The sequence below is a fragment of the Haloarchaeobius pelagicus genome (genome assembly GCF_051207375.1).
In the GTDB taxonomy this organism is placed as follows: Archaea; Halobacteriota; Halobacteria; order Halobacteriales; family Natrialbaceae; genus Haloarchaeobius.
Window position 1 is genome coordinate 2,252,834 of the sequence record NZ_JBPJZD010000001.1, and the last position, 20,299, is coordinate 2,273,132.

22 protein-coding genes and 1 tRNA gene are annotated in these 20,299 nt (G+C 65.4%); 13 read left to right on the top strand and 10 right to left on the bottom strand.

Features of this window, described 5'->3' with window-relative positions; all coding sequences use genetic code 11:
* Window positions 1-55 precede the first annotated feature (55 nt).
* Entirely contained in the window at window positions 56-538 is a 483-nt protein-coding gene (locus ACSC1S_RS11820; protein WP_435319091.1) for a cation:proton antiporter regulatory subunit, read from the top strand.
* 2 nt (window positions 539-540) lie between these two features.
* Window positions 541-1,743 (top strand): cation:proton antiporter, encoded by a 1,203-nt coding sequence (locus ACSC1S_RS11825; RefSeq protein ID WP_435364452.1) that lies wholly within the window; start codon window positions 541-543, stop codon window positions 1,741-1,743.
* Between the two features lie 31 nt (window positions 1,744-1,774).
* On the opposite strand, the gene ACSC1S_RS11830 is transcribed toward ACSC1S_RS11825, so the two are convergent.
* Together ACSC1S_RS11830 and ACSC1S_RS11835 are read right to left on the bottom strand one after the other, a co-directional pair.
* Complete coding sequence (locus ACSC1S_RS11830) at window positions 1,775-2,161, bottom strand: DUF7993 family protein (protein WP_435319093.1); 387 nt, start codon at window positions 2,159-2,161, stop codon at window positions 1,775-1,777.
* 1 nt (window position 2,162) lies between these two features.
* Window positions 2,163-2,612 carry a DUF2240 family protein gene (locus ACSC1S_RS11835; RefSeq protein ID WP_435364453.1) on the bottom strand — a complete coding sequence of 150 codons (450 nt, stop codon included), beginning with the start codon at window positions 2,610-2,612 and terminating at the stop codon, window positions 2,163-2,165.
* A 160-nt stretch (window positions 2,613-2,772) separates the two neighbouring features.
* Here ACSC1S_RS11835 and ACSC1S_RS11840 point away from each other — a divergent pair, with 160 nt between their 5' ends.
* On the top strand, window positions 2,773-3,150 hold the full coding sequence (locus ACSC1S_RS11840) for a 30S ribosomal protein S8e (RefSeq protein WP_261652054.1): 378 nt from the start codon (window positions 2,773-2,775) through the stop codon (window positions 3,148-3,150).
* 91 nt (window positions 3,151-3,241) lie between these two features.
* Here ACSC1S_RS11840 and ACSC1S_RS11845 read toward each other — a convergent pair whose 3' ends face one another.
* Complete coding sequence (locus ACSC1S_RS11845) at window positions 3,242-4,237, bottom strand: PhoU domain-containing protein (protein ID WP_435364454.1); 996 nt, start codon at window positions 4,235-4,237, stop codon at window positions 3,242-3,244.
* A 320-nt stretch (window positions 4,238-4,557) separates the two neighbouring features.
* On the opposite strand from ACSC1S_RS11845, the gene ACSC1S_RS11850 reads away from it, so the two are divergent.
* The 6 genes from ACSC1S_RS11850 (at window position 4,558) to phoU (ACSC1S_RS11875) (ending at window position 10,713) form a co-directional block, all read left to right on the top strand.
* Window positions 4,558-5,574: a PstS family phosphate ABC transporter substrate-binding protein gene (locus ACSC1S_RS11850; protein ID WP_435364455.1), complete on the top strand. Its 1,017-nt coding sequence runs from the start codon at window positions 4,558-4,560 to the stop codon at window positions 5,572-5,574.
* 85 nt (window positions 5,575-5,659) lie between these two features.
* The gene (gene pstC / locus ACSC1S_RS11855; RefSeq protein ID WP_435364456.1) at window positions 5,660-6,724 is read left to right on the top strand and encodes a phosphate ABC transporter permease subunit PstC; all 1,065 of its coding nucleotides are present in this window, start codon (window positions 5,660-5,662) and stop codon (window positions 6,722-6,724) included.
* Window positions 6,724-8,319 carry a phosphate ABC transporter permease PstA gene (gene pstA / locus ACSC1S_RS11860; RefSeq protein ID WP_435364457.1) on the top strand — a complete coding sequence of 532 codons (1,596 nt, stop codon included), beginning with the start codon at window positions 6,724-6,726 and terminating at the stop codon, window positions 8,317-8,319. Before pstC ends, pstA begins: the two co-directional genes overlap by 1 nt.
* A 15-nt stretch (window positions 8,320-8,334) precedes the next feature.
* Window positions 8,335-9,213 (top strand): phosphate ABC transporter ATP-binding protein PstB, encoded by an 879-nt coding sequence (gene pstB / locus ACSC1S_RS11865; RefSeq protein ID WP_369684419.1) that lies wholly within the window; start codon window positions 8,335-8,337, stop codon window positions 9,211-9,213.
* Between the two features lie 59 nt (window positions 9,214-9,272).
* Entirely contained in the window at window positions 9,273-9,938 is a 666-nt protein-coding gene (gene phoU, locus ACSC1S_RS11870; RefSeq protein ID WP_435364458.1) for a phosphate signaling complex protein PhoU, read from the top strand.
* Between the two features lie 103 nt (window positions 9,939-10,041).
* The gene (phoU, locus tag ACSC1S_RS11875) at window positions 10,042-10,713 is read left to right on the top strand and encodes a phosphate signaling complex protein PhoU (protein WP_435364459.1); all 672 of its coding nucleotides are present in this window, start codon (window positions 10,042-10,044) and stop codon (window positions 10,711-10,713) included.
* Here phoU (ACSC1S_RS11875) and ACSC1S_RS11880 read toward each other — a convergent pair.
* Complete coding sequence (locus ACSC1S_RS11880; RefSeq protein WP_435364460.1) at window positions 10,707-11,249, bottom strand: FaeA/PapI family transcriptional regulator; 543 nt, start codon at window positions 11,247-11,249, stop codon at window positions 10,707-10,709. The genes phoU (ACSC1S_RS11875) and ACSC1S_RS11880 overlap by 7 nt on opposite strands.
* 187 nt (window positions 11,250-11,436) lie before the next feature.
* On the opposite strand from ACSC1S_RS11880, the gene ACSC1S_RS11885 reads away from it, so the two are divergent.
* Window positions 11,437-12,234 (top strand): hypothetical protein, encoded by a 798-nt coding sequence (locus ACSC1S_RS11885; RefSeq protein WP_435364461.1) that lies wholly within the window; start codon window positions 11,437-11,439, stop codon window positions 12,232-12,234.
* 257 nt (window positions 12,235-12,491) lie between these two features.
* Here ACSC1S_RS11885 and ACSC1S_RS11890 read toward each other — a convergent pair.
* Window positions 12,492-12,647 (bottom strand) — tRNA-Met (locus ACSC1S_RS11890).
* Window positions 12,648-12,780: 133 nt separating this feature from the next.
* On the opposite strand from ACSC1S_RS11890, the gene ACSC1S_RS11895 reads away from it, so the two are divergent.
* On the top strand, window positions 12,781-14,271 hold the full coding sequence (locus ACSC1S_RS11895) for a DUF7115 domain-containing protein (protein ID WP_435364462.1): 1,491 nt from the start codon (window positions 12,781-12,783) through the stop codon (window positions 14,269-14,271).
* Between the two features lie 19 nt (window positions 14,272-14,290).
* Here the strand turns inward: ACSC1S_RS11895 and ACSC1S_RS11900 are convergent, their stop codons facing one another.
* Window positions 14,291-14,653 carry a DUF5830 family protein gene (locus ACSC1S_RS11900; RefSeq protein WP_435364463.1) on the bottom strand — a complete coding sequence of 121 codons (363 nt, stop codon included), beginning with the start codon at window positions 14,651-14,653 and terminating at the stop codon, window positions 14,291-14,293.
* A gap of 97 nt (window positions 14,654-14,750) precedes the next feature.
* On the opposite strand from ACSC1S_RS11900, the gene ACSC1S_RS11905 reads away from it, so the two are divergent.
* Window positions 14,751-15,428, top strand: a complete 678-nt coding sequence (locus ACSC1S_RS11905; RefSeq protein ID WP_435364464.1) for a TVP38/TMEM64 family protein — start codon at window positions 14,751-14,753, stop codon at window positions 15,426-15,428.
* Here ACSC1S_RS11905 and ACSC1S_RS11910 read toward each other — a convergent pair.
* Both ACSC1S_RS11910 and ACSC1S_RS11915 read right to left on the bottom strand, forming a co-directional pair.
* Window positions 15,413-15,964, bottom strand: a complete 552-nt coding sequence (locus ACSC1S_RS11910) for a response regulator transcription factor (RefSeq protein WP_435364465.1) — start codon at window positions 15,962-15,964, stop codon at window positions 15,413-15,415. The genes ACSC1S_RS11905 and ACSC1S_RS11910 overlap by 16 nt on opposite strands.
* 81 nt (window positions 15,965-16,045) lie before the next feature.
* Entirely contained in the window at window positions 16,046-16,210 is a 165-nt protein-coding gene (locus ACSC1S_RS11915; protein WP_435364466.1) for an HVO_2523 family zinc finger protein, read from the bottom strand.
* Between the two features lie 74 nt (window positions 16,211-16,284).
* Here ACSC1S_RS11915 and ACSC1S_RS11920 point away from each other — a divergent pair, with 74 nt between their 5' ends.
* Window positions 16,285-16,560, top strand: coding sequence for a hypothetical protein (locus ACSC1S_RS11920; protein ID WP_435319107.1), 276 nt, complete (start codon window positions 16,285-16,287; stop codon window positions 16,558-16,560).
* On the opposite strand, the gene ACSC1S_RS11925 is transcribed toward ACSC1S_RS11920, so the two are convergent.
* Window positions 16,561-17,034: a protein-tyrosine phosphatase family protein gene (locus ACSC1S_RS11925; protein ID WP_435364467.1), complete on the bottom strand. Its 474-nt coding sequence runs from the start codon at window positions 17,032-17,034 to the stop codon at window positions 16,561-16,563. It lies immediately after the preceding gene.
* Window positions 17,035-17,085: 51 nt separating this feature from the next.
* A complete protein-coding gene (locus ACSC1S_RS11930) occupies window positions 17,086-20,202 on the bottom strand; it encodes an adenosylcobalamin-dependent ribonucleoside-diphosphate reductase (RefSeq protein WP_435364468.1) in 3,117 nt (1,038 codons plus the stop codon).
* Window positions 20,203-20,299: the final 97 nt, after the last annotated feature.

A 20,299-nucleotide genomic window follows, 5' to 3' on the forward strand; every position in this document is an offset into this window, starting at 1 on the left:
GCCGCTCTCCGCCACGTGACGACCTTTATATCCCAGCCGACCACCATCTTCGGGTATGACGGTCTACGAGACGGACGTTCCCGGGGTCGGCCGCAAGTTCGAGGTCGAACTCGACGGCGGCGGGCGGCTGGTCGTCCTCCTCCACCACGACGGTCGACGTGAGATGTTCCACCGGACGGACCCGGAGGCAGACAGCACTCGAATCGCGAGCCTCTCCGGTGAGCAGGCCCGCCAGCTCGGCGCGATTCTGGGCGGCGCGTACTTCCAGCCCGTCGAGCTCCAGCAGCCACAGGTGCCCCTCGGCGACGCCATCATCGAGTGGGTGACCGTGGACGAGGGGTCGACCCTCGAGGGGCAGACGCTCGAGAGCTGTGGCATCCGGACCGCGACCGGGGCGTCCATCATGGCCATCCAGCGCGACGACGAGACCATCGCGAACCCCGACCCGACGTTCGAACTACAGGGTGGCGACATCCTCGTCGCCATCGGGACGCGGGAGGAACAGGAGAAGCTCCGTTCGTTCGTCCACAAGGACTGACGATGGCCGGGCTACTCCTGGAAGCCGGGATCACGCTCACCGTGCTGGCCATCGGTGGCGTCCTCGCCAGACAGCTCCGGCTGTCGGTCATCCCGGCGTACATCGTCGTCGGGTTGCTCATCGGGCCGCACGCGCCCATCGCCGACGGCATCTCGCTCACGCTCATCGAGGACGAGGCGTTCGTCGACCTCCTCGCAGAACTGGGTATCGTCCTCCTCCTCTTCTTCATCGGGATGGAGTTCAGCGTCGACCAGCTGCTGGCCAGACGCGAGAAGCTCTCGCTCATCGGCGGCATCGACCTCGTGGTGAACGCCGGTGTCGGCGTGCTGCTGGGGGTCGCCTTCGGCTTCTCCCCGCTGGAGACGGCGTTCCTCGTCGGCATCGTCTACATCTCCTCGAGCGCGATCATCACCAAGACGCTCATCGACCTCGGCTGGGTCGCCGACCCCGAGAGCGAGGTCGTCCTCGGGACCCTCGTCGTCGAGGACATCGTCATCGCGGTGTACCTCGCCCTCCTCTCGGCGGTCGCCATCGGCGATGGGGGTTTCGCCGCGGTCCGGTCGGTGGGTGTCGCCCTCGCGGTGCTCACCGCGCTCGTCGTCTTCGCCCGATTCGGCACACCACTACTCCAGCGCGCGCTCGCCATCGATTCGGACGAACTGCTGTTGCTCGGGCTGCTCGGCGTGACGACGGTCGTCGCCGCGATGGCGCTCGACCTCGGTGTCAGCGAGGCCGTCGCGGCGTTCTTCGTCGGGACGGCCGTCAGTGAGACCGACGCCGTCCACCGGGTCGAGCGGGTCATGGCCCCCGCAAGGGACCTGTTCGCCGCGGCGTTCTTCTTCGCCATCGGCCTCCAGACCGACGTGAGCCAGCTCCAGGGGACCGCACTCGCGCTCCTCGGCGTGGCCGTGGTCGTCACCACCGCGAGCAAGCTCGTCAGCGGCTACTGGAGCGGGAAACGGTACGGCCTGAGCGAACGGCGGTCGTTGCGCGTCGCGGTCGGGCTTGTCGCTCGCGGGGAGTTCTCGCTGGTGCTCGCCGCGCTGGCGACCTCGGTCGGAACCGGCGCGCTCGCGGACGTGATTCCGGCGTTCGCCGTCGGCTACGTGCTCGTGATGAGCGTGCTCGGGACGGGCCTGATGCGGGCCTCGCCCCTGCTCGAGAAGTACGTCGTCAGGGAATCGTCGAGCGGGACCAGCGCCTGAGTCGCTCGGCGAACGGTCGCCGCCTCACCCCTCACTCGCTCGCGGCGGCCTGGCTGGCCGCGTCGACCACGTCGGTCGCTCGCTTGACCTCGGCCCCGTCCTCGACGAAGACGAGTGTCTTCGGGGGCTGGGTCGCCTTCGGGCGAACCCGGAGGCCGACCTGCTTCGCTTTCTCGACTGCCGCGTCGAGCCCGGCTTCGAGTTCGATGCGGATGCGGTCGGGCTGGACGAACACGACCGCGAAGGGGTCGCCGTCCCGGGTCACCTCGTAGGCGCGGGCCCCGTCGTCGGTCGGCTCCACGTCGCGGTCGGCGTTCTCGACCGCGAAGCGGGCGAACTCGCCGTCCTCGCGCCCGTCGAGTTCGGAGGAGAGCAACTGTGCGAGGCGGACGCCGTCGGTGGTCCTGTCTTCGACCATCTCAGGCCTCCGTGAGTTCCTGTCGCGCCTTCACCTGTGCCTCGGAGACGTCGAGACCTTGCTGGCGCGCGTACACCAGTGCGGCGGCCGCGATGGTCACGTCGAGTTCCTGCTGGAGCTGGTTGATCGCCCCGACCGCCTCGTGTTTCTCGTGCCCCGCGGCGACGAGGTCGTCGAGTACCTGTTCGAACGCCGAGCGCTCGGTGAGCACGTCGTCGGCGGGGACGAACTCCTCGGGTATCTCGACCTCGTTCGGGTCGAACGTACACCGGAGGTTCCCGTCGACCTGTTCGAGCAGCCCCTCGCCCGTCGCCACGTCCACCAGCCGCTTGGCCTGGTCCGGCGAGAACCAGTTGCGGTCGAGCGAGAGCGCGACGACGAACTCGTTCTGCTCGAGTTCGCGCTTCCCGCGCTGGCGGAACGGCGCGGCGACGGCCACACGTAGACTCATATTCACGTCGGTCGGCCGACGCGGGCCTAAACGCTACGATGTGGCTGCCCGAGAATGCCATCACCTCGCACGGCCCGAGGGCCGGCCGCACACGGCACAGGGGCACGAGACCCCGGTTCAAGTCGAGCGATTCAAGTAGCTGCTGGAACTGCTTCCGGGTATGCAAGACCAGGGACGCTCCACGCGCAAGCGTACTGGCGGACGACTCCGCCCGATCCGTAACCGAAAGAAGCACCAGCTCGGCCGTCTCCCGACGGAGACCCAGGTCGGCGAACAGCGCTTCCGCGTCATCGAGACGCGCGGGAACACGACGAAGACCCGTGCCCTCGCGACCGACGTCGCGAACGTGAACAAGGGCGGCGAGACGGTCCACGCCACCATCGAGGACGTCGTCGAGAACGACGCCAACCCGAACTACGTGCGCCGGAACATCATCACGAAGGGTGCCGTCATCGAGACCGACGCCGGCACGGCCCGCGTCACCTCCCGCCCCGGCCAGAACGGGCAGGTCAACGCGGTCATCGTCGACGACGAGTAATCAGCTTCTCATCTCCGTTCTCGCGAGCCACGGAGCCGTGGCTCCATCTCGTTCTGGTCGGACTCGAAAAGACTGCTGACGACGGTGCTGCTTACGGGCTCGGGGCTGCCTTCTGCAGCGCGGTCTCGGCGATGTTGCCGGCGTAGTCCGCGCTCCGCGAGAGCGAGTCGACGACCAGCCCGAGGGCCTGGGCGGCCTGCGGTTCGCGCTCGCGCAGGAGTTCGTCGATGGTGCGGGTGTGCTCGTCGATCTGGCGAACCGACTCGCGGGCGGTGTTTGCCAGTTGTGTCGCCTCGTCCGGGTCGTCCGCGAACAGCGCGTCCATCGCCTTCTCCAGCACGTCGGCCGCGTCGTCGTGGAGCTCCTGGAGCGCTTCGGCCACGTCGTCGTCTATCTCGTCGAGTTCGACGGCGATGTTGGCGATCTTGGCGGCGTGGTCGCCGATGCGTTCGAGCTGGCGGGCGCTGGAGTGGTAGTCGAAACAGACCTCCCGGGGGACACCGAGTTCCTCGGCGGCGCGGGGCGAGCGCAGCGTCGCCCGGAAGATACGGGAGACGACGTACCAGAGGCGGTCGACGTCGTCGTCGCGTTCGCGCACGTCGCGGGCCATGTCCTCGTCGTTCTCCAGCAGTGCCGTGACGGCGTCCGAGAGCATCGACTGCGCGATGAGGCGCATGCGCGTGACGGCGTTGTGGATGCTGAGCTCGGAGGAGTCCAGCAGGTCCTGGATGACGACGCTGTCGCTCGTCTCCTCCAGGACCTCCACACCGACGAGGCTCTGGGTCGCCGACCGGATCGCGCGGCGCTGGTCGGTCGTGATGCGGTTCGCCTCCAGCGAGATGATGTCGAACCCGGAGACGTACATGGTCATGACCGCGCGCGTGAGTCGCTGCCCGTCGAGGTCGGACACGTCGAGTGTGCCCTCTGTCCGTTTCGTCTCGCTCTTCGGTGTGAGCAACAGCGAGTTCTCTTCGGGATAGAACTCGACGGTCGTCCCGGCGGAGACGCCGTTGTCCGTCGCCCACGACTTCGGCAGCGAGACGGTGAAGGTGGACCCACCCGTCACTTGCACCTTGCGCGTTTCCATAGCCGGCAATGAGGTCAGGGAGAAAATAAATGTGCTTGTTTCTATATAGTCCTCGCCACCGGGAGAAGAACCGACGTGTCACGTCGGGGACCAATGTTGGCCTCGACCGACAGGGAGGCGAAATCGTGGGTTCGAGCCCCGAAAACAGATGATTTAGACACGGGGGCGACCGGAATATTCGATTCGGTGCCTCGTTCGGCGTCCCCGACGCCCAGAACATTGTGAATAGGTATCACGAATCGAGGGAGTCTATTGCGTTATTTACGAATATATAGCTATCATAGCGAGGTATTTATTCATATCTCCATGACGTTCACTCGATGACGGAGAAAAGCGACACACGGTTCGGGAACGTCTCCAGACGGAAGTTCGTGACCGCTGCTGGCGCTGTTGGGCTCGCCGGCCTCGCTGGATGTGCAAAGCGGACGGCCTCGGGCAGTGACGGCACCGACGATGGTGAGTCCGGAAACGGTGACTCCCTCTCGGGCAATATCGACATCTACGGGAGCTCGACCGTCTTCCCGCTCGCGACGGCGATCAAGGAAGGCTTCGAAGAGGAGCACCCCGACGTGAAGATCTCGATCAGTTCGACCGGCTCCGGTGGCGGCTTCTCCAACTACTTCTGCAAGGGCGATTCCGACTTCAACAACGCATCCCGCCCCATCAAGGAAACCGAGCAACAGGAGTGCTCTGACAACGGCGTGGACTGGGTCGAACTCCAGGTCGCCATCGACGCACTCACCGTCGTCGTGAACAAGGAGGCCGACTGGGTCGACTGCATCACTGTCGACGAACTCAAGCAGATCTGGGAGCCCAACGGTGCCCAGAAGTGGAGCGACATCCGCTCGGAGTGGCCCGACAAGGAGCTCGAACTGTACGGTCCGACCTCCGCGTCCGGCACCTTCGACTACTTCACCGAGGCCGTCATCGGTGAGGAGGACAGCCACCGTCAGGACTACTCCGCGACCGAGCAGGACCGCCAGATCATCACTGGCGTCAAGGGTTCCTCCGGTGCGATGGGCTACCTCGGCTTCGCGTACTACAGCGAGAACAAGGACGAGATCAAGGCGCTCGCCATCGACGACGGCGACGGCACGTGTGTCAAGCCCTCGCTCGAGAACGCGAAGGCCGGCGAGTACACGCCGCTCTCGCGCCCGCTGTTCACGTACCCGCGCGTCCAGTCGCTCGAGGAGAAACCGCAGGTCCGCGCGTTCGCGGAGTACTTCGTCGAGCAGTCCGGCAAGCGCGAACTCGTCGCCGACAAGGTCGGCTACGTCCCCAACGACGAGGAGACGGTGCAGGAGCAGAGGGACAAGCTCTCCGAGTACCTCGAGTAACCACTGACGAGTACACGCCGTTGACGAACCAGAGTAGAAGCGCTTTTCGGCGCGTCTAATTACCTATCCATAGAGACCGACTTCCATGAGCACGGACAGGGTGACACAGGACATCACTGAGACAGCGAGCGATACGCCGGAGGAGAAGGTGATGAACGCCTTCTTCTTCGCGTGTGCGTTGCTCTCCGTGATAACGACCGTAAGTATCGTTCTCCTGCTGGCATCGGAGACGGTGAAGTTCTTCGACCTGACGGCAGGACTCGTCGGATACGAGGGAGACGCCATCGGCCTCGCCGACTTCTTCCTCGGAACCAACTGGGCAGCAGGATTCAAACCGTACGCGTTCGGCGTGGTCCCGCTGGTGTTCAACACGCTCGTCATCACCATCGGGGCGGCCGTCGTCGCGATGCCACTCGGGCTCGCGACCGCCATCTACCTGAGCGAGTACGCGAGCAAGCGAAAGCGCGCCGTGTTGAAGCCCGCACTGGAGATTCTGGCGGGGATTCCAACCGTCGTCTACGGGTTCTTCGCGCTCGTGTACGTGACGCCGTTCCTCGACAGCCTGTTCGGCTTCCTGAACAACGACGTACCGGGGCTCTCGGGGACCGTCTTCAACTTCCCCGAACTCGGGACGTTCAACGCCCTCTCGGCCAGCATCATCGTCGGCATCATGATCATCCCGATGGTCTCCTCCATCAGTGAGGACGCGATGAGCGCGGTACCGGCGGACCTGCGCCGTGCAGGGTACGGGATGGGCGCGACCAAGTTCGACGTCTCCGTCGGCATCGTCGTGCCCGCGGCCGTCTCCGGCATCGCATCGTCGTTCATCCTCGCGCTCTCGCGCGCCATCGGTGAGACGATGATCGTCGCCATCGCCGCAGGCTCGACCCCGACCATGCCCGCCTTCGGGCAGCTCTCGGTCCTGGGGACCCAGATTCCGTATCCGAACTTCGGGACCCTCGCCGTCTACTTCGAGCCGGTGATGCCCATGACCTCCGCGATGGTCAACATCGCGACCGGCGACATGCCGACGAGCGGGGTGGCCTACCACAGCCTCTTCGCCGTCGGGTTCACCCTGTTCGCGATGACGCTCATCATGAACGTCATCAGTGACTTCATCGCCAGCCGCTACCGGGAGGAGTACGAATAATGGCGACCGAACGAAAACACATCGAGAGCTTCGGTGAGGTCAGCCGCACCGTCGGGACCGTCTTCCAGTACCTGCTGCTGGCCGCGACGCTCACCGGTATCGTCGCCCTGGGTGCCCTGTTGTTGTACGTCGGCATCCAGGCGATCCAGCCGTTCACCGCCGATCCCGCGTGGTACGCGTTCTTCGCGGCGACGTTCGTCGTGCCGACGCTCGGGTCCGCAGGATGGGTCTGGTTCAGGCACAACGACGCGGTCGGCACTGCCCTCGCGTCCGTCGGCATCCCCTTCGGTGGGTTGTTCCTCGGGGCAGCTATCGTCATGCTGTTCCTCGACGTGTTCGAACCCGAGGTCTGGCTCGGCTACTGGGCCGCGCTCGCCCTCGCGGGCGGCGCGCTCGTACTGTACCGTCGCCAGCGCCGGGCCGGCTTCCTCGAGGAGACCGTCGTCGGTCTCGTCGCGTTCGCCGTCTTCGCGGTCGTCGTCCCCTGGGCTGTCGCGGCGTTCCCGTTCTACCTGCTCCCGTGGTCCATCATGTGGGTCACGTTCACGCTACCGATGGCCGCCGGAGTCGCCTGGTTCGTCGGTGGCCAGCTGGAGGACCAGCGCACCGGCCGCATCGCGGGTGGCGCGGCCGCCGCACTCGGGCTGCTGGCCGCGTTCGTCGGCCCGTACCTGTGGTTCTTCCCGATGCCGAGCGTCGTGCTCGCGACGTTCGTCGTCATCCCGACCGCGGCCTACGCCGCCGTCGTCGTCCAGGACCGGCCGACCCAGGTTCCCGGCCTCGTGTTCGCCGCGGCGTTCATCGGTGGCGTGCTCGCCATCCGGTACCTCGCCCCCGTACTCGGCCTCGCCGGACCCGAGTCCTGGGTCGACTGGCAGTTCCTGACCAGCAACCACTCGAACACGGCGGCCGACGCCGGCCTCTACCCGGCCATCATCGGCTCCGTGTTGCTGATGCTGGTCGTCACGCTGCTGTCGTTCCCCGTCGGCGTCGGCGCTGCGGTGTACCTCGAAGAGTACGCACCGAACAACCGTCTGACCCACCTCATCCAGGTCAACATCTCCAACCTCGCAGGCATCCCCTCCGTCGTCTACGGCCTGCTCGGCTACGGTGTGTTCATCAACACGCTCGCGCTCCCCGTCGGCTCGGTCCTCGTCGGGGGGATGACGCTCGCACTGCTCATCCTCCCCATCGTCATCATCTCCGCACAGGAAGCCATCCGCTCGGTTCCGGACTCCACGCGCCAGGCCTCCTTCGGGCTCGGCGGCACGAAGTGGCAGACCGTCCGGCGGGTCGTCCTCCCCCGCGCCATGCCCGGTATCTTCACCGGGACCATCCTCGCACTCGGCCGCGCCATCGGTGAGACCGCCCCTCTCATCTTCATCGGTTACTCGATGGTCGCACCGGTGCCCGGCGGCTTCACCTCCAAGGGGAGCGCCATGCCGATGCAGCTGTACTCGTGGGCGACCCAGTTCGCCGGCGAGGAGTTCTACACGACGGCGCTCGCCGCGGGCGTCGTGGTGTCGCTCGTGGTGCTCCTGACGATGAACGGTATCGCAATCGTACTGCGCAACAGGTATCAGCGAGAGGCGTGACCAATGACACAAGAGATGAGCAACGAACAGGCTGAATCGACGTCGACCACCGACCCCGTCAGCGACGACGACGGCTCGGTTCTCCAGACCGACGTGACCGCGGGTCTCGACGACGAAGACGACACCGACGCCGGTGGCGTCGAGCAGACCATCGTCGAGGCACGGAACGTCGACGTCTGGTACAACGATGACCAGGCGCTCCAGGACATCTCGCTGCAGGTGCCGGAGAACAAGGTCACCGCGATGATCGGCCCCTCAGGCTGTGGCAAGTCGACGTTCCTCCGCTGCATCAACCGCATGAACGACCTCATCGAAGCCGCCCGCGTCGAGGGCGAGCTCTACCTCGGTGACAAGAACGTCTACGACGACGACGTCGACCCAGTCGCACTCCGCCGCCGTGTCGGGATGGTGTTCCAGAAGCCGAACCCGTTCCCCAAGAGCATCTACGACAACGTCGCCTACGGCCTCGAGATCCAGAACAAGGAGGGCGACTACGACGAGATCGTCGAGGAGTCGCTCAAGCGGGCCGCGCTGTGGGACGAGGTCAAGGACCGGCTCGACGAGTCCGGTCTCGAACTCTCCGGTGGCCAGCAACAGCGGCTCTGCATCGCACGAGCCATCGCGCCCGACCCGGAGGTCCTGCTGATGGACGAGCCGGCGTCGGCACTCGACCCCGTCGCGACCTCCCAGATCGAGGACCTCATCGACGAACTCGCCGAGGACTACACCGTCATCATCGTCACGCACAACATGCAGCAGGCGGCCCGTATCTCCGATAAGACGGCCGTCTTCCTCACCGGGGGCGAACTCGTCGAGTTCGGAGATACCAAACAGATCTTCGAGAACCCCGAGAACCAGCGGGTCGAGGATTACATCACCGGCAAGTTCGGGTAATCCAGACGATTCAAGCGATAGACAAAACCCTTTCAAAGCGCCCACGATTCCACTTACCAATGGCACGTCAGAGCTATCAATCGAAACTCGAATCCCTCGAGGACGACGTCCTCTACATGGGGGAGATCGTTCTCGACCGGCTGCGAGACACCCTCGTCGCCCTCGAGAACAAGGACGAAGAGACCGCTGAACGCATCATCCAGACCGACGACGAGGTGAACCAGCTCTACCTGAACATCGAACAGCAGTGTATCGACCTGTTCGCGCTCCAGCAGCCCGTCGCGGGCGACCTCCGGTTCATCGCCGCGTCGTTCAAGATAATCACCGACCTCGAACGCATCGGCGACCTCGCGACCAACCTCGCGCAGTACACGCTCGACGCCGACCGCGACGTGTTCCCCGAGGTCGACATCCAGGACATCGGCCACCTGACCATCGCGATGGTCGAGGACGCACTCGACGCCTACGACGAGTGGAACGCCGAGGCCTGCTTCGAGATCGCCGACCGGGACGACGAGGTCGACTCCCGGTGTACGGAGGCGAGCCAGGTCGTCGTCCGGGACCTCGTCGAGGCCGAACACGAGGCCGATAACGAGGAGGTATTCAACGACGTCTCCCGTCTCCTGCTGACGATTCGCGACCTCGAACGTGTCGGGGACCACGCGGTCAACATCGCCGCGCGCGCCCTCTACATGATCGAGAACGACGACGCACTCATCGAGTAATTCTCTCGTTTTCGACGGACCGGCATCCGCGATTTCGACGGACCGGACACGTCCGACCGAACCGAGCACAACACCGATAGGTCAGCGGGCGAAACGTTCGCTCATGTCCCGCGAGAGCTTCCAGCAGAAACTCGATTCGCTGGAGTCGGACGTCGCGTACATGAGTGACATCGTGGTCGACCGGCTCAGAACGGCCCTCTCGGCGATGGAGGCAGGGGACGAATCGGTCGCCTGGCAGGTCGTCAACGGCGACGGCGAGGTGAACCAGCTCTACCTGGACATCGAACAGCAGTGCATCGACGTGCTCGCGCTCCAGCAGCCCGTCGCGGGCGACCTCCGGTTCGTCGCTGCCTCGTTCAAGATACTCACCGACCTCGAACGCATCGGCGACCTCGCGACCAACCTCGCGCAGTACACCATCGACGCGGAGAAAGACGCCTACCCGGAGGTCGACGTACAAGAGATCGGCACCGAGACGATCAAGATGGTCGAGTGGGCGATGGACGCCTACGCCGAGCGCGACGTCGAGGCCTGTTACGACGTCGCGGCGTACGACGACGAGATAGACGCGAAGTGCGAGCACGCGAGCCAGGTCGTCGTCAGGGACCTGCTCGAATCAGAGGCCGGCGACGAGACGGACGTAGAGGCAGCACTCGATGCGGTCTCCCGGTTACTCCTCACCGTCCGCGACCTCGAACGCGTCGGAGACCACGCGGTCAACATCGCCGCCCGCACCCTGTACATGGTCGAGAACGACGACGAACTCATCTACTGAGCGTCGAACCGCCAGACCGTCGCCGCGTCGTCGGTCGTCCGGGATACCCCGGGCAGGCACGCGAGTCGCTCGTCGACCATCGCCCACCACTTCTCCTCGTCGGTGTATCCTGCCGAGTGCGCGGAATAGACCGACGAGACGAGTTCCGTCGTGGTCGTCTCTTCCTCCTCACAGAGGAACTCGTACGACGCACGGACCGCGTCGCGTCGCCAGTCCCGCATCATCTCGCTCGCGCCGGGTACCGACAGCGACGCGATGACCCGTTCTGCCCGTGCCTCGGGTGAGGTCTCCATCCCCTCGGCGGGCCGGTACCAGACCGTGAAGGTCGTCTCCCGCGACCTGAGTTCCTTGCGGCGCAGGTCCCCGCGCTCGACGAGTTCCGAACAGAGCGAGCGGGCCTCCTCCTCGCTGATGCCGACCGCCTCGGCGAGTTCAGCCGTCGTCCCCGGTTCCCCGACCGCCAACTGTTCGAGGACGAGTACCGCCGGGACCGTTGCCCCGTCACGTCCTATCGAACGAGTGTCATTCACGCCCATACCATGACTTCGCTCTCCAGACACATCATCGTTTCTCACACCATTTGTTACAATAAAAGACATATTGAGGTGCTGTTTACTAAGTTTTAGATAGGGTGAGCCCGTGATTTACGCCGATGCCAACTGCGAGCCGACGTGAGAGACGGTCACGAGTGTGGGACCTGACAACGGAACTGGGTGTGTGTCGATGAGTTCCATAACCATCGAGGTCGACGACCCGGAGAAGGCGTACGAGAGCGTCCTCGAACTGTTCGAGGCCGCACCCGTGGACTTCTCGCACGTCACCTCCGTCAGGCTGGAGATCGAGTACGACACCGAGGAGGACGCCGACGACTCGGACAGCCAGCCGACCGAGACCGACGAGACGGGCACAACGGATGGTGAGCAGGAATCGGGTCCCTCCATCACCGACGCCGAGGGCAAGTCCCTGTCGAGTACGTTCGACCCCGCACCACAGGACACCGCCGACCCCACCACCGACGGGTTCGACGAGATCACCTTCGGCGAGGACCCGAGCGACCAGGCCGACGACGACCCGTTCGCCGAGTCCGCCGACCCCGACGACTCCATCTTCGGGGCTGACCAGGCGACCGAGACCCCCGACCAGTCCACGGACGACTCCATCTTCGCGGCCTCGACCGACGACACCCCCGAGCAGTCCGCGACGGTGACCGACGCGGACGGTCTGAACGGCGTGACCTTCGACGACCCGGCCAACACCACCCGAGGCGAGACCGACACGGCACACGCAGAGTCGCCGTCGACACAGGAAGACGACCAGCCGACCCCCTCACCGCGCACCTACAACAAGGTGATGCGACTCCTCCAGAACCGCGACTTCCCCATCGAACGCACCCAGATAGAGACGGTCGCCGCCGGTGCCTACGACGTCGACCCCGACGAGTGCCGCACCATCGTCGACGCGGCCATCGAGAAGGGGCTCGTCGCACAGCAGGGCTCGAAACTCGTCGACCCCACCGATTGAGACGGCGTCTCTCGGCTCGTCGCACGCGATAGCTCGCACGCTTTTCAGACCCCGACGACGAGACCAGTCACTCGCACTCTTCCATGAGTTCGGCAGAAAGTAGTGGCCGGGGCGGGCTCCGAACTTCAGTCGGAGACAAGCTCCGACTGCTCGCCGGCTCACGTTCGTTCGCCGGCGACCGTAAACGGGGTCGTCGCGTCTACCGCCACATTTTCACGGAGTTATCACTCGACTCCGTCTCGTGATGTCAGTGAAAATGGCCGGGGCGGGCTCCGAACCCGCGATCTCCGCATGACCCAGGTCCGAGACTTGGCGGGTCCCGTGGGGGCATGCATGAGCCTTCCCAGGCAGTTACCGCACCGAATCTCTAAACCCTATGAGTGCGGCGCTATGTCCAGCTAAGCCACCCGGCCTCACTCATCGCTTGTCCAGTGTGAAACTTAAACCTTCTCAACTGTCCCCGCCCTGTCTGGGAGTCTCACCCTGTGCCGGCTGTCGTTCGACCAGCCCCACGGATTTATACCGTGGGGTAGTAAAGCAGTGAGCATGGACGTTCCGGGCATCGTAGAGTCGACACTCGCAGGCGAAGACGTCGCGGCCGAAGTCTCCCTGGGCGGGGAGAACGTGCTCTACGTCACGCCGACGCGGACCCTCATCTACCAGTCCGAGGGCTTTCTGAGCGACGAATCCGTCGACGAGTACCCACACGAAGCAGAACGATTGACCGTCAAAGAAGGCCGGCGTAAGACACGCATCACGCTGGAGTACTCCCTCGACGGGGAGAGAGATTTCACCGTTCCGGCCAACGTCTCCGAGTCGGTCGTCCACCCCGTCCTCGCAGGTGTGCTCAACGCCAGCGGGGTGACGAACCCGGGCGAGACGGTGACGCAGACGTTCCGGTTCTCGGAGCTCACCGTCGTCGTCACCTCCGAACGCCTCGTCAAACACGTCGGTGGCGCGGTCTGGGACGAGGACTACGAGGAGTACCACTTCGCGGACGTGACCGGCCTCAGCTTCGAGGACGGCAGCGTCGCGACCCAGGTCGTCCTCGAGGTGGACGGCCGGCCAGAGCGCATCAAGATCGCCAACGACCGCGCTGCCGAGGTGAAGGAGTACCTCCAGCAGTCGCTCTTTGCGTACTACGACGTGCGCTCGCTGGACGCGCTCAACGACGCGGTCCGCCCGGAGGAGGTCGACGAAGAGGAGCGCCCCTCGCCAATCGACTTCGGCGAAGGTGTCGACCCGCTCGATGCCGGGAACACGGTCCAACCGGACGAGGTCGAGGTGCCCGTAGAGCCGCCTGCCGAGTCGGCAGAGGAACTGCTCGAGGAGACCCAGCACGCGCAGGCACAGGAAACCACACCGGAGCCACAGGCGCAGCAAGAGCACGGCCAGCAGGTACCGCCGAACGGGCACACTGCCGAGACCGGACAACAGGACGCCCAGCAGGCGGACCCACTCGCCGGTGGAACCAACACGTCGACCGACGCGGTCCCTGACCAGTCCGACCAGTCGTCAGCACCGCGGTCCCAACAGCAGGACACCCAGCCGCCGCGACAGGACCAGCGACCGCCGCAACAGCAACACGACACGCAGCCCGCCCAGGAGACGCACACGCAAGAGGCACGCACGCAAGAGACGCGGACCCAGCAGCCGGCCGGGCAGCGACGAACCGGTCAGGAGCAGGCTCAGAGCCAGGATGCACCCGCGGTGTCCGACCAGGAGCCACGGGCCGATGCCCGCGCCGACCCCGACCACGAGTCGGCCGCGCCGACCCAGCCCGAACCCGTCTCCGAACCAGCGAACGACGAAGCGACCGCCGAGCCCGAGTCCGAACCGGCCGATACTGGCACGGACGAGGACGCAACCCCGTTCGAAGCGGCTGGCTTCCAGCCCGCGACGGCCGACGGAACCGACGACGCCGTGCTGGAACGACTCGACACGCTCGAACAGCAGGTCGAGAAGCAGAACGAGTTGCTCGAGCGACAGGGTGTACTCATCCAGCGGTTGATCGACGAACTCAGTCGCAGCCGGTGACAGTCGCGCCCGGCCCGCTTCACTCGCGCCCGGTGACCTTCCGGACACAGGACGACCCGAACGGTCCCAGTTCTCCCGCCTCGAGTTTGATGAAGTGACCAGTCGAGATACCGGTCCCACAGCGACGGCACTCGAAGTCACCCTCCCGGGTGACCACGTCGCTGGTCTGGCTGACGAAGCCACTGCCCGTCGTCTGGACGACGCCGTCCTCGCGCTCGATGACGCCGCGCATCACGGCGGTGTCGAGTATCTCTCGGACCGCCGCCGGGTCACGGGTGACGACCTCGATACGGTCCATCGCGTCCGCCAGCGACAGCTCCGGGTCCTCGAGCTTCGAGAGGAGTTCCACGCCGAGTTCGATACGGTCGTCCTGTCCGTCCATCGCTCAAGCCTCCTCCGGCCAGTCGATTAAGCCTTGCGCGGTCGGTCGTCCCGCGGCACCGAAAAGCGGTTATCGTCTCGCCAGCGAGGTGTGGACGATGCGAGCCGACCTGACACCGCGTGCCTTCGTCGGGGGAGCCCTTCTGGTCCTCGTGGTGGTCGCGAGCCTGCTCACCTCGCCAGACGCGGTGCTCGTCCACGTCGAGGGACTCGCCGCGGACCCACTGTGGTTCGGGCTGGCGCTCGTCGCCCTCTACTCCTTGCGCCCGCTGGTCGCGTGGCCGACGACGCTCGTCGCGGTCGTCGTCGGCTACGGCTACGGCGTCGCACTGGGCGTCCCCATCGGGCTCGCGGGTGCCGTGTTCACGTCGATGCCGCCCTTCTTCGCGGCGAAGTGGGTCGACGACGGTGGCTCTCTCCCCGTGCTCGACCAGCTCTCGGCAGTCGGTCGGTTCCGGTCGTCCGCAGAACGGTACTTCGACACCGCGGGTGGGTTCCGCGGGGTCACCGCGGCGCGTCTGGCCCCCATCCCGGCCGATGCGGTCACCTGTACGGCCTCGGTCAGTGGTGTCTCATTTCGAACGTTCGTCGCGGGCACGCTCGTCGGCGAACTGCCCTGGACGGTCGCGGCCGTGGTCGTCGGGAGTTCCGCGAACACGCTCACGACGCACGGGCTGGGCGCGCTCGGGCTCCCGCTCGCAGTCGCGATGGTCGTCTCGGCGACGGTCCTCCTGGCCGGCCCGGCGTACGAGACGTTCGCTCACTCGTCGGAGTAGAGTTCGGACAGCTTCTTCTCGGCCGCCTCGGCCTCGGCGGCGAGTTCGTCGCCGATGCCTTTCAGCTGGTCTTCGAGTTGCTGGTACTCGTCCGTGTCCGAGAGGTCGTCGAAGTCGAGTTCGTCGTCGAGCGTCTCCATCTTGTTCGTTATCTCCTCGTGCTTGCGGCGGTCACCGTCGAACCGGTTCTTGACCCGCAGGGACTCGATGAGGCGTGTGAGCTGGCTCTGCGAGACGGGCTTCGTGAGGTAGTCGTGGATGTCCATCTCGATGATGTCGAGGCCGGGGTCGACCGCAGTCACCATGACGACCCAGCACTCGTAGCCGTCGGCTCTGATGCGTTCGAGGACCTCGTCGCCCGAGAGGTCGGGCATGTGCCGGTCGAGTAGGACGATGTCGACCGAGTGGTCGATGCGTTCAATCGCGGATCGGCCGTCGTAGGCGGTCCGTGTCTCGTACTCGTCGCCGACCCAGGTCGCGTAGAGGTCGGCGAGGCTCTGCTCGTCGTCGACTACGAGTATCGTCGGTTCCTGCATGAGTGACCAGGGTACTTCCCCAACCCACGGGTGGGGTTGTCCTATGGCTTTCGGCCACCTGGCCGGAACGCTGATATGTGGTCAGTTGAACGGGTCGGAGCAGTCGTAGACGACGCCGTGCTGTTCACAGACGTACTTGCAGTGGCGCTTGTAGAGCGGTTCCCCGCACATCGGACACGGTCGTCCCCCGTGGTCGACCGCGGTCTCGCCCTCGGCAGCGCTCGATTCGTCGCCCTCGCTTGCCATACCTGGCCTTGCGTGTCGACCCTCCTAACGGTATCGAGCGAGAATATATCACGGTGGCCGACGTGTTCCGGCGTATGCACGGCGACCGACACCCTTCCGACCTCGACGACCGAACCACCGCCATCCTCCGGCGGAGCAACCAGCGAGCGTACAACGCGCTCCGCCTCGTGTTGCTCGGGTTGCTCGTCGGCCGACTCGTCCGCGACCGCGAACTCGACCGCGGCCTCCTCGGTGCGCTCCTCGCGAGCACCGTCATCGACGCGCTCTACCAGCTGTACTACCAGGTCGGTGGCTACGAGCACGACCGGGACGAACTCGCGCCCGACGCGGTCGAGGTCACGGTCGAGTAGTCACGCCCCGTCGGCCGCGAGATACACCACGGCCAGTTCGTGTAACGCCGGATGTGGCATCGCGACCGGACGGGCCTGCTGGACGAGTTCGAGCGCCTCACGGAACCGTCGCCCCTCTTTTGCCGCGAGCATCGTCGCCAGGACCGCACTGCTTCGAGAGACACCCGCCTTGCAGTGGACCAGCAGTGAGCCCTGCCGGCGGGACAGTTCTCGGGCGGTTTCGAGCGCCTCACGGAACGCACGCCACTCGTTACCCGGCCCGTCCCGGAGCGGCCGGTGATGCGTCGTCGAGGGGTGTGAATCGGCCGTCAACGAGAGGACGAACGCGAACGCCCGGTCGTGGGCCTCGTGGTCCGCGGCGGCCGCGTTCCCGAGGTACAGCTCGCGCTCGCCGAGACGACGGATGACGGGGAACGGTTCGACGTAGCCCTTCGGTCTGACGAGTATCCCTGAATCGCCCCAGCTGTCGCTCATCGGGCGGCGAGAGAGAGAAGAGAGAGAGTCAGCGACCGTCAGTCGGGCTCTTCAGCACTCCGACCAGCCACAGGACTCGCAGGTCTTGCAGCCTTCGGAGTAGTACAGCGAGAGCGAGCCACAGTCGGGGCACTCGGGGCTCTCACCGGCCGCGATGAGGTCGTCCACCGCGTCGGAGGTGTGACCCGCATCGCTATCCGGCGTCTCTGCAGTCGTAGAGCCGCCGTCGGGCTCGTGGGACTGGGCCTTGCGCTGCTGCTCGGCCGCGGTCTCGTCGAGCGTCTTCTGCTGCGGGTAGGTGCGGTCGATCTCGTCGTCGAGGTAGCGCCGGAGGGCGGTCCCGAAGGCGTCCGGGATGGAGTTGATCTGTTCGCCCTTGTCCCAGGCGACCTTCGGCGAGCGGATGCCCTGGAGCTTGTCGACGACCTCGTTCGGGTCGACACCGGAGCGCAGCGCGATGGAGATGGTCTTCGCGAGCGCGTCGGTGAAGGAGTTCGTGAAGCCACCGGAGTGACCCGTGTTCGCGAACAGCTCGAACGGCTCGGCCGTCTGCGGGTCCTCGTTGATGGTGACGTAGAGCTTGCCGTAGCCGGTGTCGATGCGCTGGGTGACACCGTGGAGCTGGTCCGGGCGCTCCTTCTTCTTGGCGTAGGAGCGCTCGCGACCGCCGACGATGTCTGCGATGTCGGCTTCGAGCTTCGCACGGACGTCGTCGCTGTCGAGGAAGCCCTCGATGCCGCCGAAGGCCGCCTCTATCTGGTCGATGATGACCTCGGCCGCCTCGGCCTCGTCGGCGAAGTCGGCGTTGTCGGCGCGGGTCGTGAGCACCTGCTTCGAGCGGGTGCCGTCGCGGTAGACGGTGACGCCCTTGCCGCCGTTCTCGTAGATGTAGCGGTACACCTCGTCCATGTCCTCCATGGACGCGGAGTTCGGGAAGTTACAGGTCTTCGAGATGGCGGAGTCGACGCCCTCCTGGCACGCACACTGGACGGCGGCGTGTTGCTTGCCGGTGAGGTCCTGCGTGACGACGAACAGTTCACCGATGGCGTTCGGGACGGTGTCGAGACCTTCGACGCCGTCGAACTCGTTGGCTGCCATCTGCTCCTGTGCTTCTGTCTTGACGGCGTCGACGTCGATGTCGTTGGCCTCCAGGGTGCGCAGGAAGTAGTCGTCGAACTCGACGAGCATCTCGTCGCCCTGCACGTCGTCGGAGACGTTCTTGTAGTAGGCGACGTTGTAGATGGGCTCACAGCCACCCGTGGTGTTGCCGACCATCGAGGTCGTCCCGGTCGGGGCGATGGTGGTCGTGTTGTGGTTGCGGATGGTGAAGCCGTCTGCCCACTCCTCGGGGTCGAGACCGGTGTGGTGCTCGAACCAGTCGGGGTACTGCGTCGGGTTGGCGTACTTCGAATCGTCCCAGTCGTTGAACGCGCTACGTTCCTCGGCGAGTTCGTGGGAGGTCCACTTCGACTCGTGGTTGATGTGGCGCATGAGCTGGCGGGCGACCTCGTTGCCCTCCTCGGAGCCGTACTTGATACCGAGCTGGATGTAGAGCTGGGCGAGGCCCATGACGCCGAGGCCGATCTTGCGCATGTCGCGGACCTTCTCCTCGATCTTCTTGACCGGGAAGTCCGACATCGTGACGACGTTCTCGAGGAAGCGCGTCCCGCGGTCGATGCGGTAGTCGAACTCCTCGAAGTCGATGGCCTCCGCCAGGAACGCCGAGACTGCCTCCTCGTGGGAGTCGTACTCGTCGGCGTGTTCGGCGGACCAGACGCGCCAGTCGGGTGCGTCGAGGTCGGCCAGCGTGGAGAGGTTGATGTGGCCGAGGTTGCAGGCCTCGTACTCCTCGAGGGGCTGCTCGCCACAGGGGTTCGTGGCGAGGATGCGGTGGTCCGGGTGCTCCTCCACGTCGAAGGAGTGCTGCTTGTTCACGCGCTCGAGGTAGATGACGCCCGGTTCACCGTTCTCGTGGGCACCCTCGACGATGTCCTCCCAGATGACCTCGGCGGGCATCGACAGGACCTCGCCGACCTCGACGTACTCGCCGAGGCCGAACATCTCGTAGAGTTCCTTGGTCTCGGGCGTCGCGACGTGGGGTTCCTCGGTGCGCGGGTTGGTGAAGGTGAACTCCTCGTTGTTCTGGAGCGCCTCCATGAAGTCGTCCGTGACACCGACGGAGATGTTGAAGTTCGAGAGGTGGCCCTCGACGGCGTTGCGGAGGTGCTTGGGCACCTTGCCATCGTCGTCGATGAGTTCGCGGGCCTCTTCGAGAGCGTCCGCGAAGGAGGTGTGCGTGTAGTCGTCCGGGTCGTTCAGGCGGAGGGTCTGGGCGAGCGAGACGTCCTTGTTCTTCGAGTGGATGAACTGGATGACGTCGGGGTGCGAGATGCGCATGACACCCATCTGGGCACCACGCCGGGCCCCACCCTGCGCGATGGTCTCGCACATCTGGTCGAAGGTGCGCATGAAGGTGATGGGGCCGGAGGCGATTCCGCCCGTACTGCCCACCGCGTCACCGTAGGGGCGAAGTCGCCAGAAGGCGTACCCCATGCCACCGCCGGACTGGAACACCTGGGCCGCCTCCTTGGCGGTCTGGTGGATGTCGTCGATGTCGTCGTCGGGCGAGTCGACGAAACAGGCAGAGAGCTGCTGGAGCTCGTCGCCGGCGTTCATCAGCGTCGGCGAGTTCGGCATGAAGTCGAGGTTCGACATCATGTCCTGGAACTCCTGGGAGACGGACTCGACGTGCTCGCGGATGTCCGCGGGCAGTTCGGGGACGACGGTGTCGTACGCGAACTTGTTCACGTTGTACACCGAGAGCTCGGTCTCGGCGTCGTCCTCGACCGAGGTCCCCATCCCGAAGACCTCCTCGGCGAGCTCGTCGCGGCGCGGGTGGTCCGGTTTGAGCTGGTCGGGCGTGACGGTGACGCTCACGTCCTGTTTCTCGGCCTCGTACACCGCCTCGGCGAGTGCGATGTTCTTGCCGACGCGCACGAAGAGGTCCTCCTGGGACTCGACGAGTTCGCCGTCGGCGTCCTTCCGGAGGTAGCGCGCGGGCAGGATGTTGTTGTACGCGTTGCTCGTGAGGCGGTCGGCGAGCGTCTCCCCGTCGGTCCGCTTGATTGGCAACTGCAGGTCGTCGGCGGACAGTTGGTGTTCGCTCATGCGGTCCCCTCCCCACCCGCAGCAGGTTGCTGACGGGCGATTTCGTCGTCGAAGCGTCGTGTCGATATCATCGGTAGTAGCGGAGTTTTGTTACTCT

What these genes read in the sequence shown, in the direction of transcription:
- ACSC1S_RS11820 (WP_435319091.1), top strand. Translation starts at nt 56, where the DNA reads ATGACGGTCTACGAGACGGACGTTCCCGGGGTCGGCCGCAAGTTCGAG.
- ACSC1S_RS11825 (WP_435364452.1), top strand. Translation starts at nt 541, where the DNA reads ATGGCCGGGCTACTCCTGGAAGCCGGGATCACGCTCACCGTGCTGGCC.
- ACSC1S_RS11830 (WP_435319093.1), bottom strand. Translation starts at nt 2,161, where the DNA reads ATGGTCGAAGACAGGACCACCGACGGCGTCCGCCTCGCACAGTTGCTC.
- ACSC1S_RS11835 (WP_435364453.1), bottom strand. Translation starts at nt 2,612, where the DNA reads ATGAGTCTACGTGTGGCCGTCGCCGCGCCGTTCCGCCAGCGCGGGAAG.
- ACSC1S_RS11840 (WP_261652054.1), top strand. Translation starts at nt 2,773, where the DNA reads ATGCAAGACCAGGGACGCTCCACGCGCAAGCGTACTGGCGGACGACTC.
- ACSC1S_RS11845 (WP_435364454.1), bottom strand. Translation starts at nt 4,237, where the DNA reads ATGGAAACGCGCAAGGTGCAAGTGACGGGTGGGTCCACCTTCACCGTC.
- ACSC1S_RS11850 (WP_435364455.1), top strand. Translation starts at nt 4,558, where the DNA reads ATGACGGAGAAAAGCGACACACGGTTCGGGAACGTCTCCAGACGGAAG.
- pstC (WP_435364456.1), top strand. Translation starts at nt 5,660, where the DNA reads ATGAGCACGGACAGGGTGACACAGGACATCACTGAGACAGCGAGCGAT.
- pstA (WP_435364457.1), top strand. Translation starts at nt 6,724, where the DNA reads ATGGCGACCGAACGAAAACACATCGAGAGCTTCGGTGAGGTCAGCCGC.
- pstB (WP_369684419.1), top strand. Translation starts at nt 8,335, where the DNA reads ATGAGCAACGAACAGGCTGAATCGACGTCGACCACCGACCCCGTCAGC.
- phoU (WP_435364458.1), top strand. Translation starts at nt 9,273, where the DNA reads ATGGCACGTCAGAGCTATCAATCGAAACTCGAATCCCTCGAGGACGAC.
- phoU (WP_435364459.1), top strand. Translation starts at nt 10,042, where the DNA reads ATGTCCCGCGAGAGCTTCCAGCAGAAACTCGATTCGCTGGAGTCGGAC.
- ACSC1S_RS11880 (WP_435364460.1), bottom strand. Translation starts at nt 11,249, where the DNA reads ATGGGCGTGAATGACACTCGTTCGATAGGACGTGACGGGGCAACGGTC.
- ACSC1S_RS11885 (WP_435364461.1), top strand. Translation starts at nt 11,437, where the DNA reads ATGAGTTCCATAACCATCGAGGTCGACGACCCGGAGAAGGCGTACGAG.
- ACSC1S_RS11895 (WP_435364462.1), top strand. Translation starts at nt 12,781, where the DNA reads ATGGACGTTCCGGGCATCGTAGAGTCGACACTCGCAGGCGAAGACGTC.
- ACSC1S_RS11900 (WP_435364463.1), bottom strand. Translation starts at nt 14,653, where the DNA reads ATGGACGGACAGGACGACCGTATCGAACTCGGCGTGGAACTCCTCTCG.
- ACSC1S_RS11905 (WP_435364464.1), top strand. Translation starts at nt 14,751, where the DNA reads ATGCGAGCCGACCTGACACCGCGTGCCTTCGTCGGGGGAGCCCTTCTG.
- ACSC1S_RS11910 (WP_435364465.1), bottom strand. Translation starts at nt 15,964, where the DNA reads ATGCAGGAACCGACGATACTCGTAGTCGACGACGAGCAGAGCCTCGCC.
- ACSC1S_RS11915 (WP_435364466.1), bottom strand. Translation starts at nt 16,210, where the DNA reads ATGGCAAGCGAGGGCGACGAATCGAGCGCTGCCGAGGGCGAGACCGCG.
- ACSC1S_RS11920 (WP_435319107.1), top strand. Translation starts at nt 16,285, where the DNA reads ATGCACGGCGACCGACACCCTTCCGACCTCGACGACCGAACCACCGCC.
- ACSC1S_RS11925 (WP_435364467.1), bottom strand. Translation starts at nt 17,034, where the DNA reads ATGAGCGACAGCTGGGGCGATTCAGGGATACTCGTCAGACCGAAGGGC.
- ACSC1S_RS11930 (WP_435364468.1), bottom strand. Translation starts at nt 20,202, where the DNA reads ATGAGCGAACACCAACTGTCCGCCGACGACCTGCAGTTGCCAATCAAG.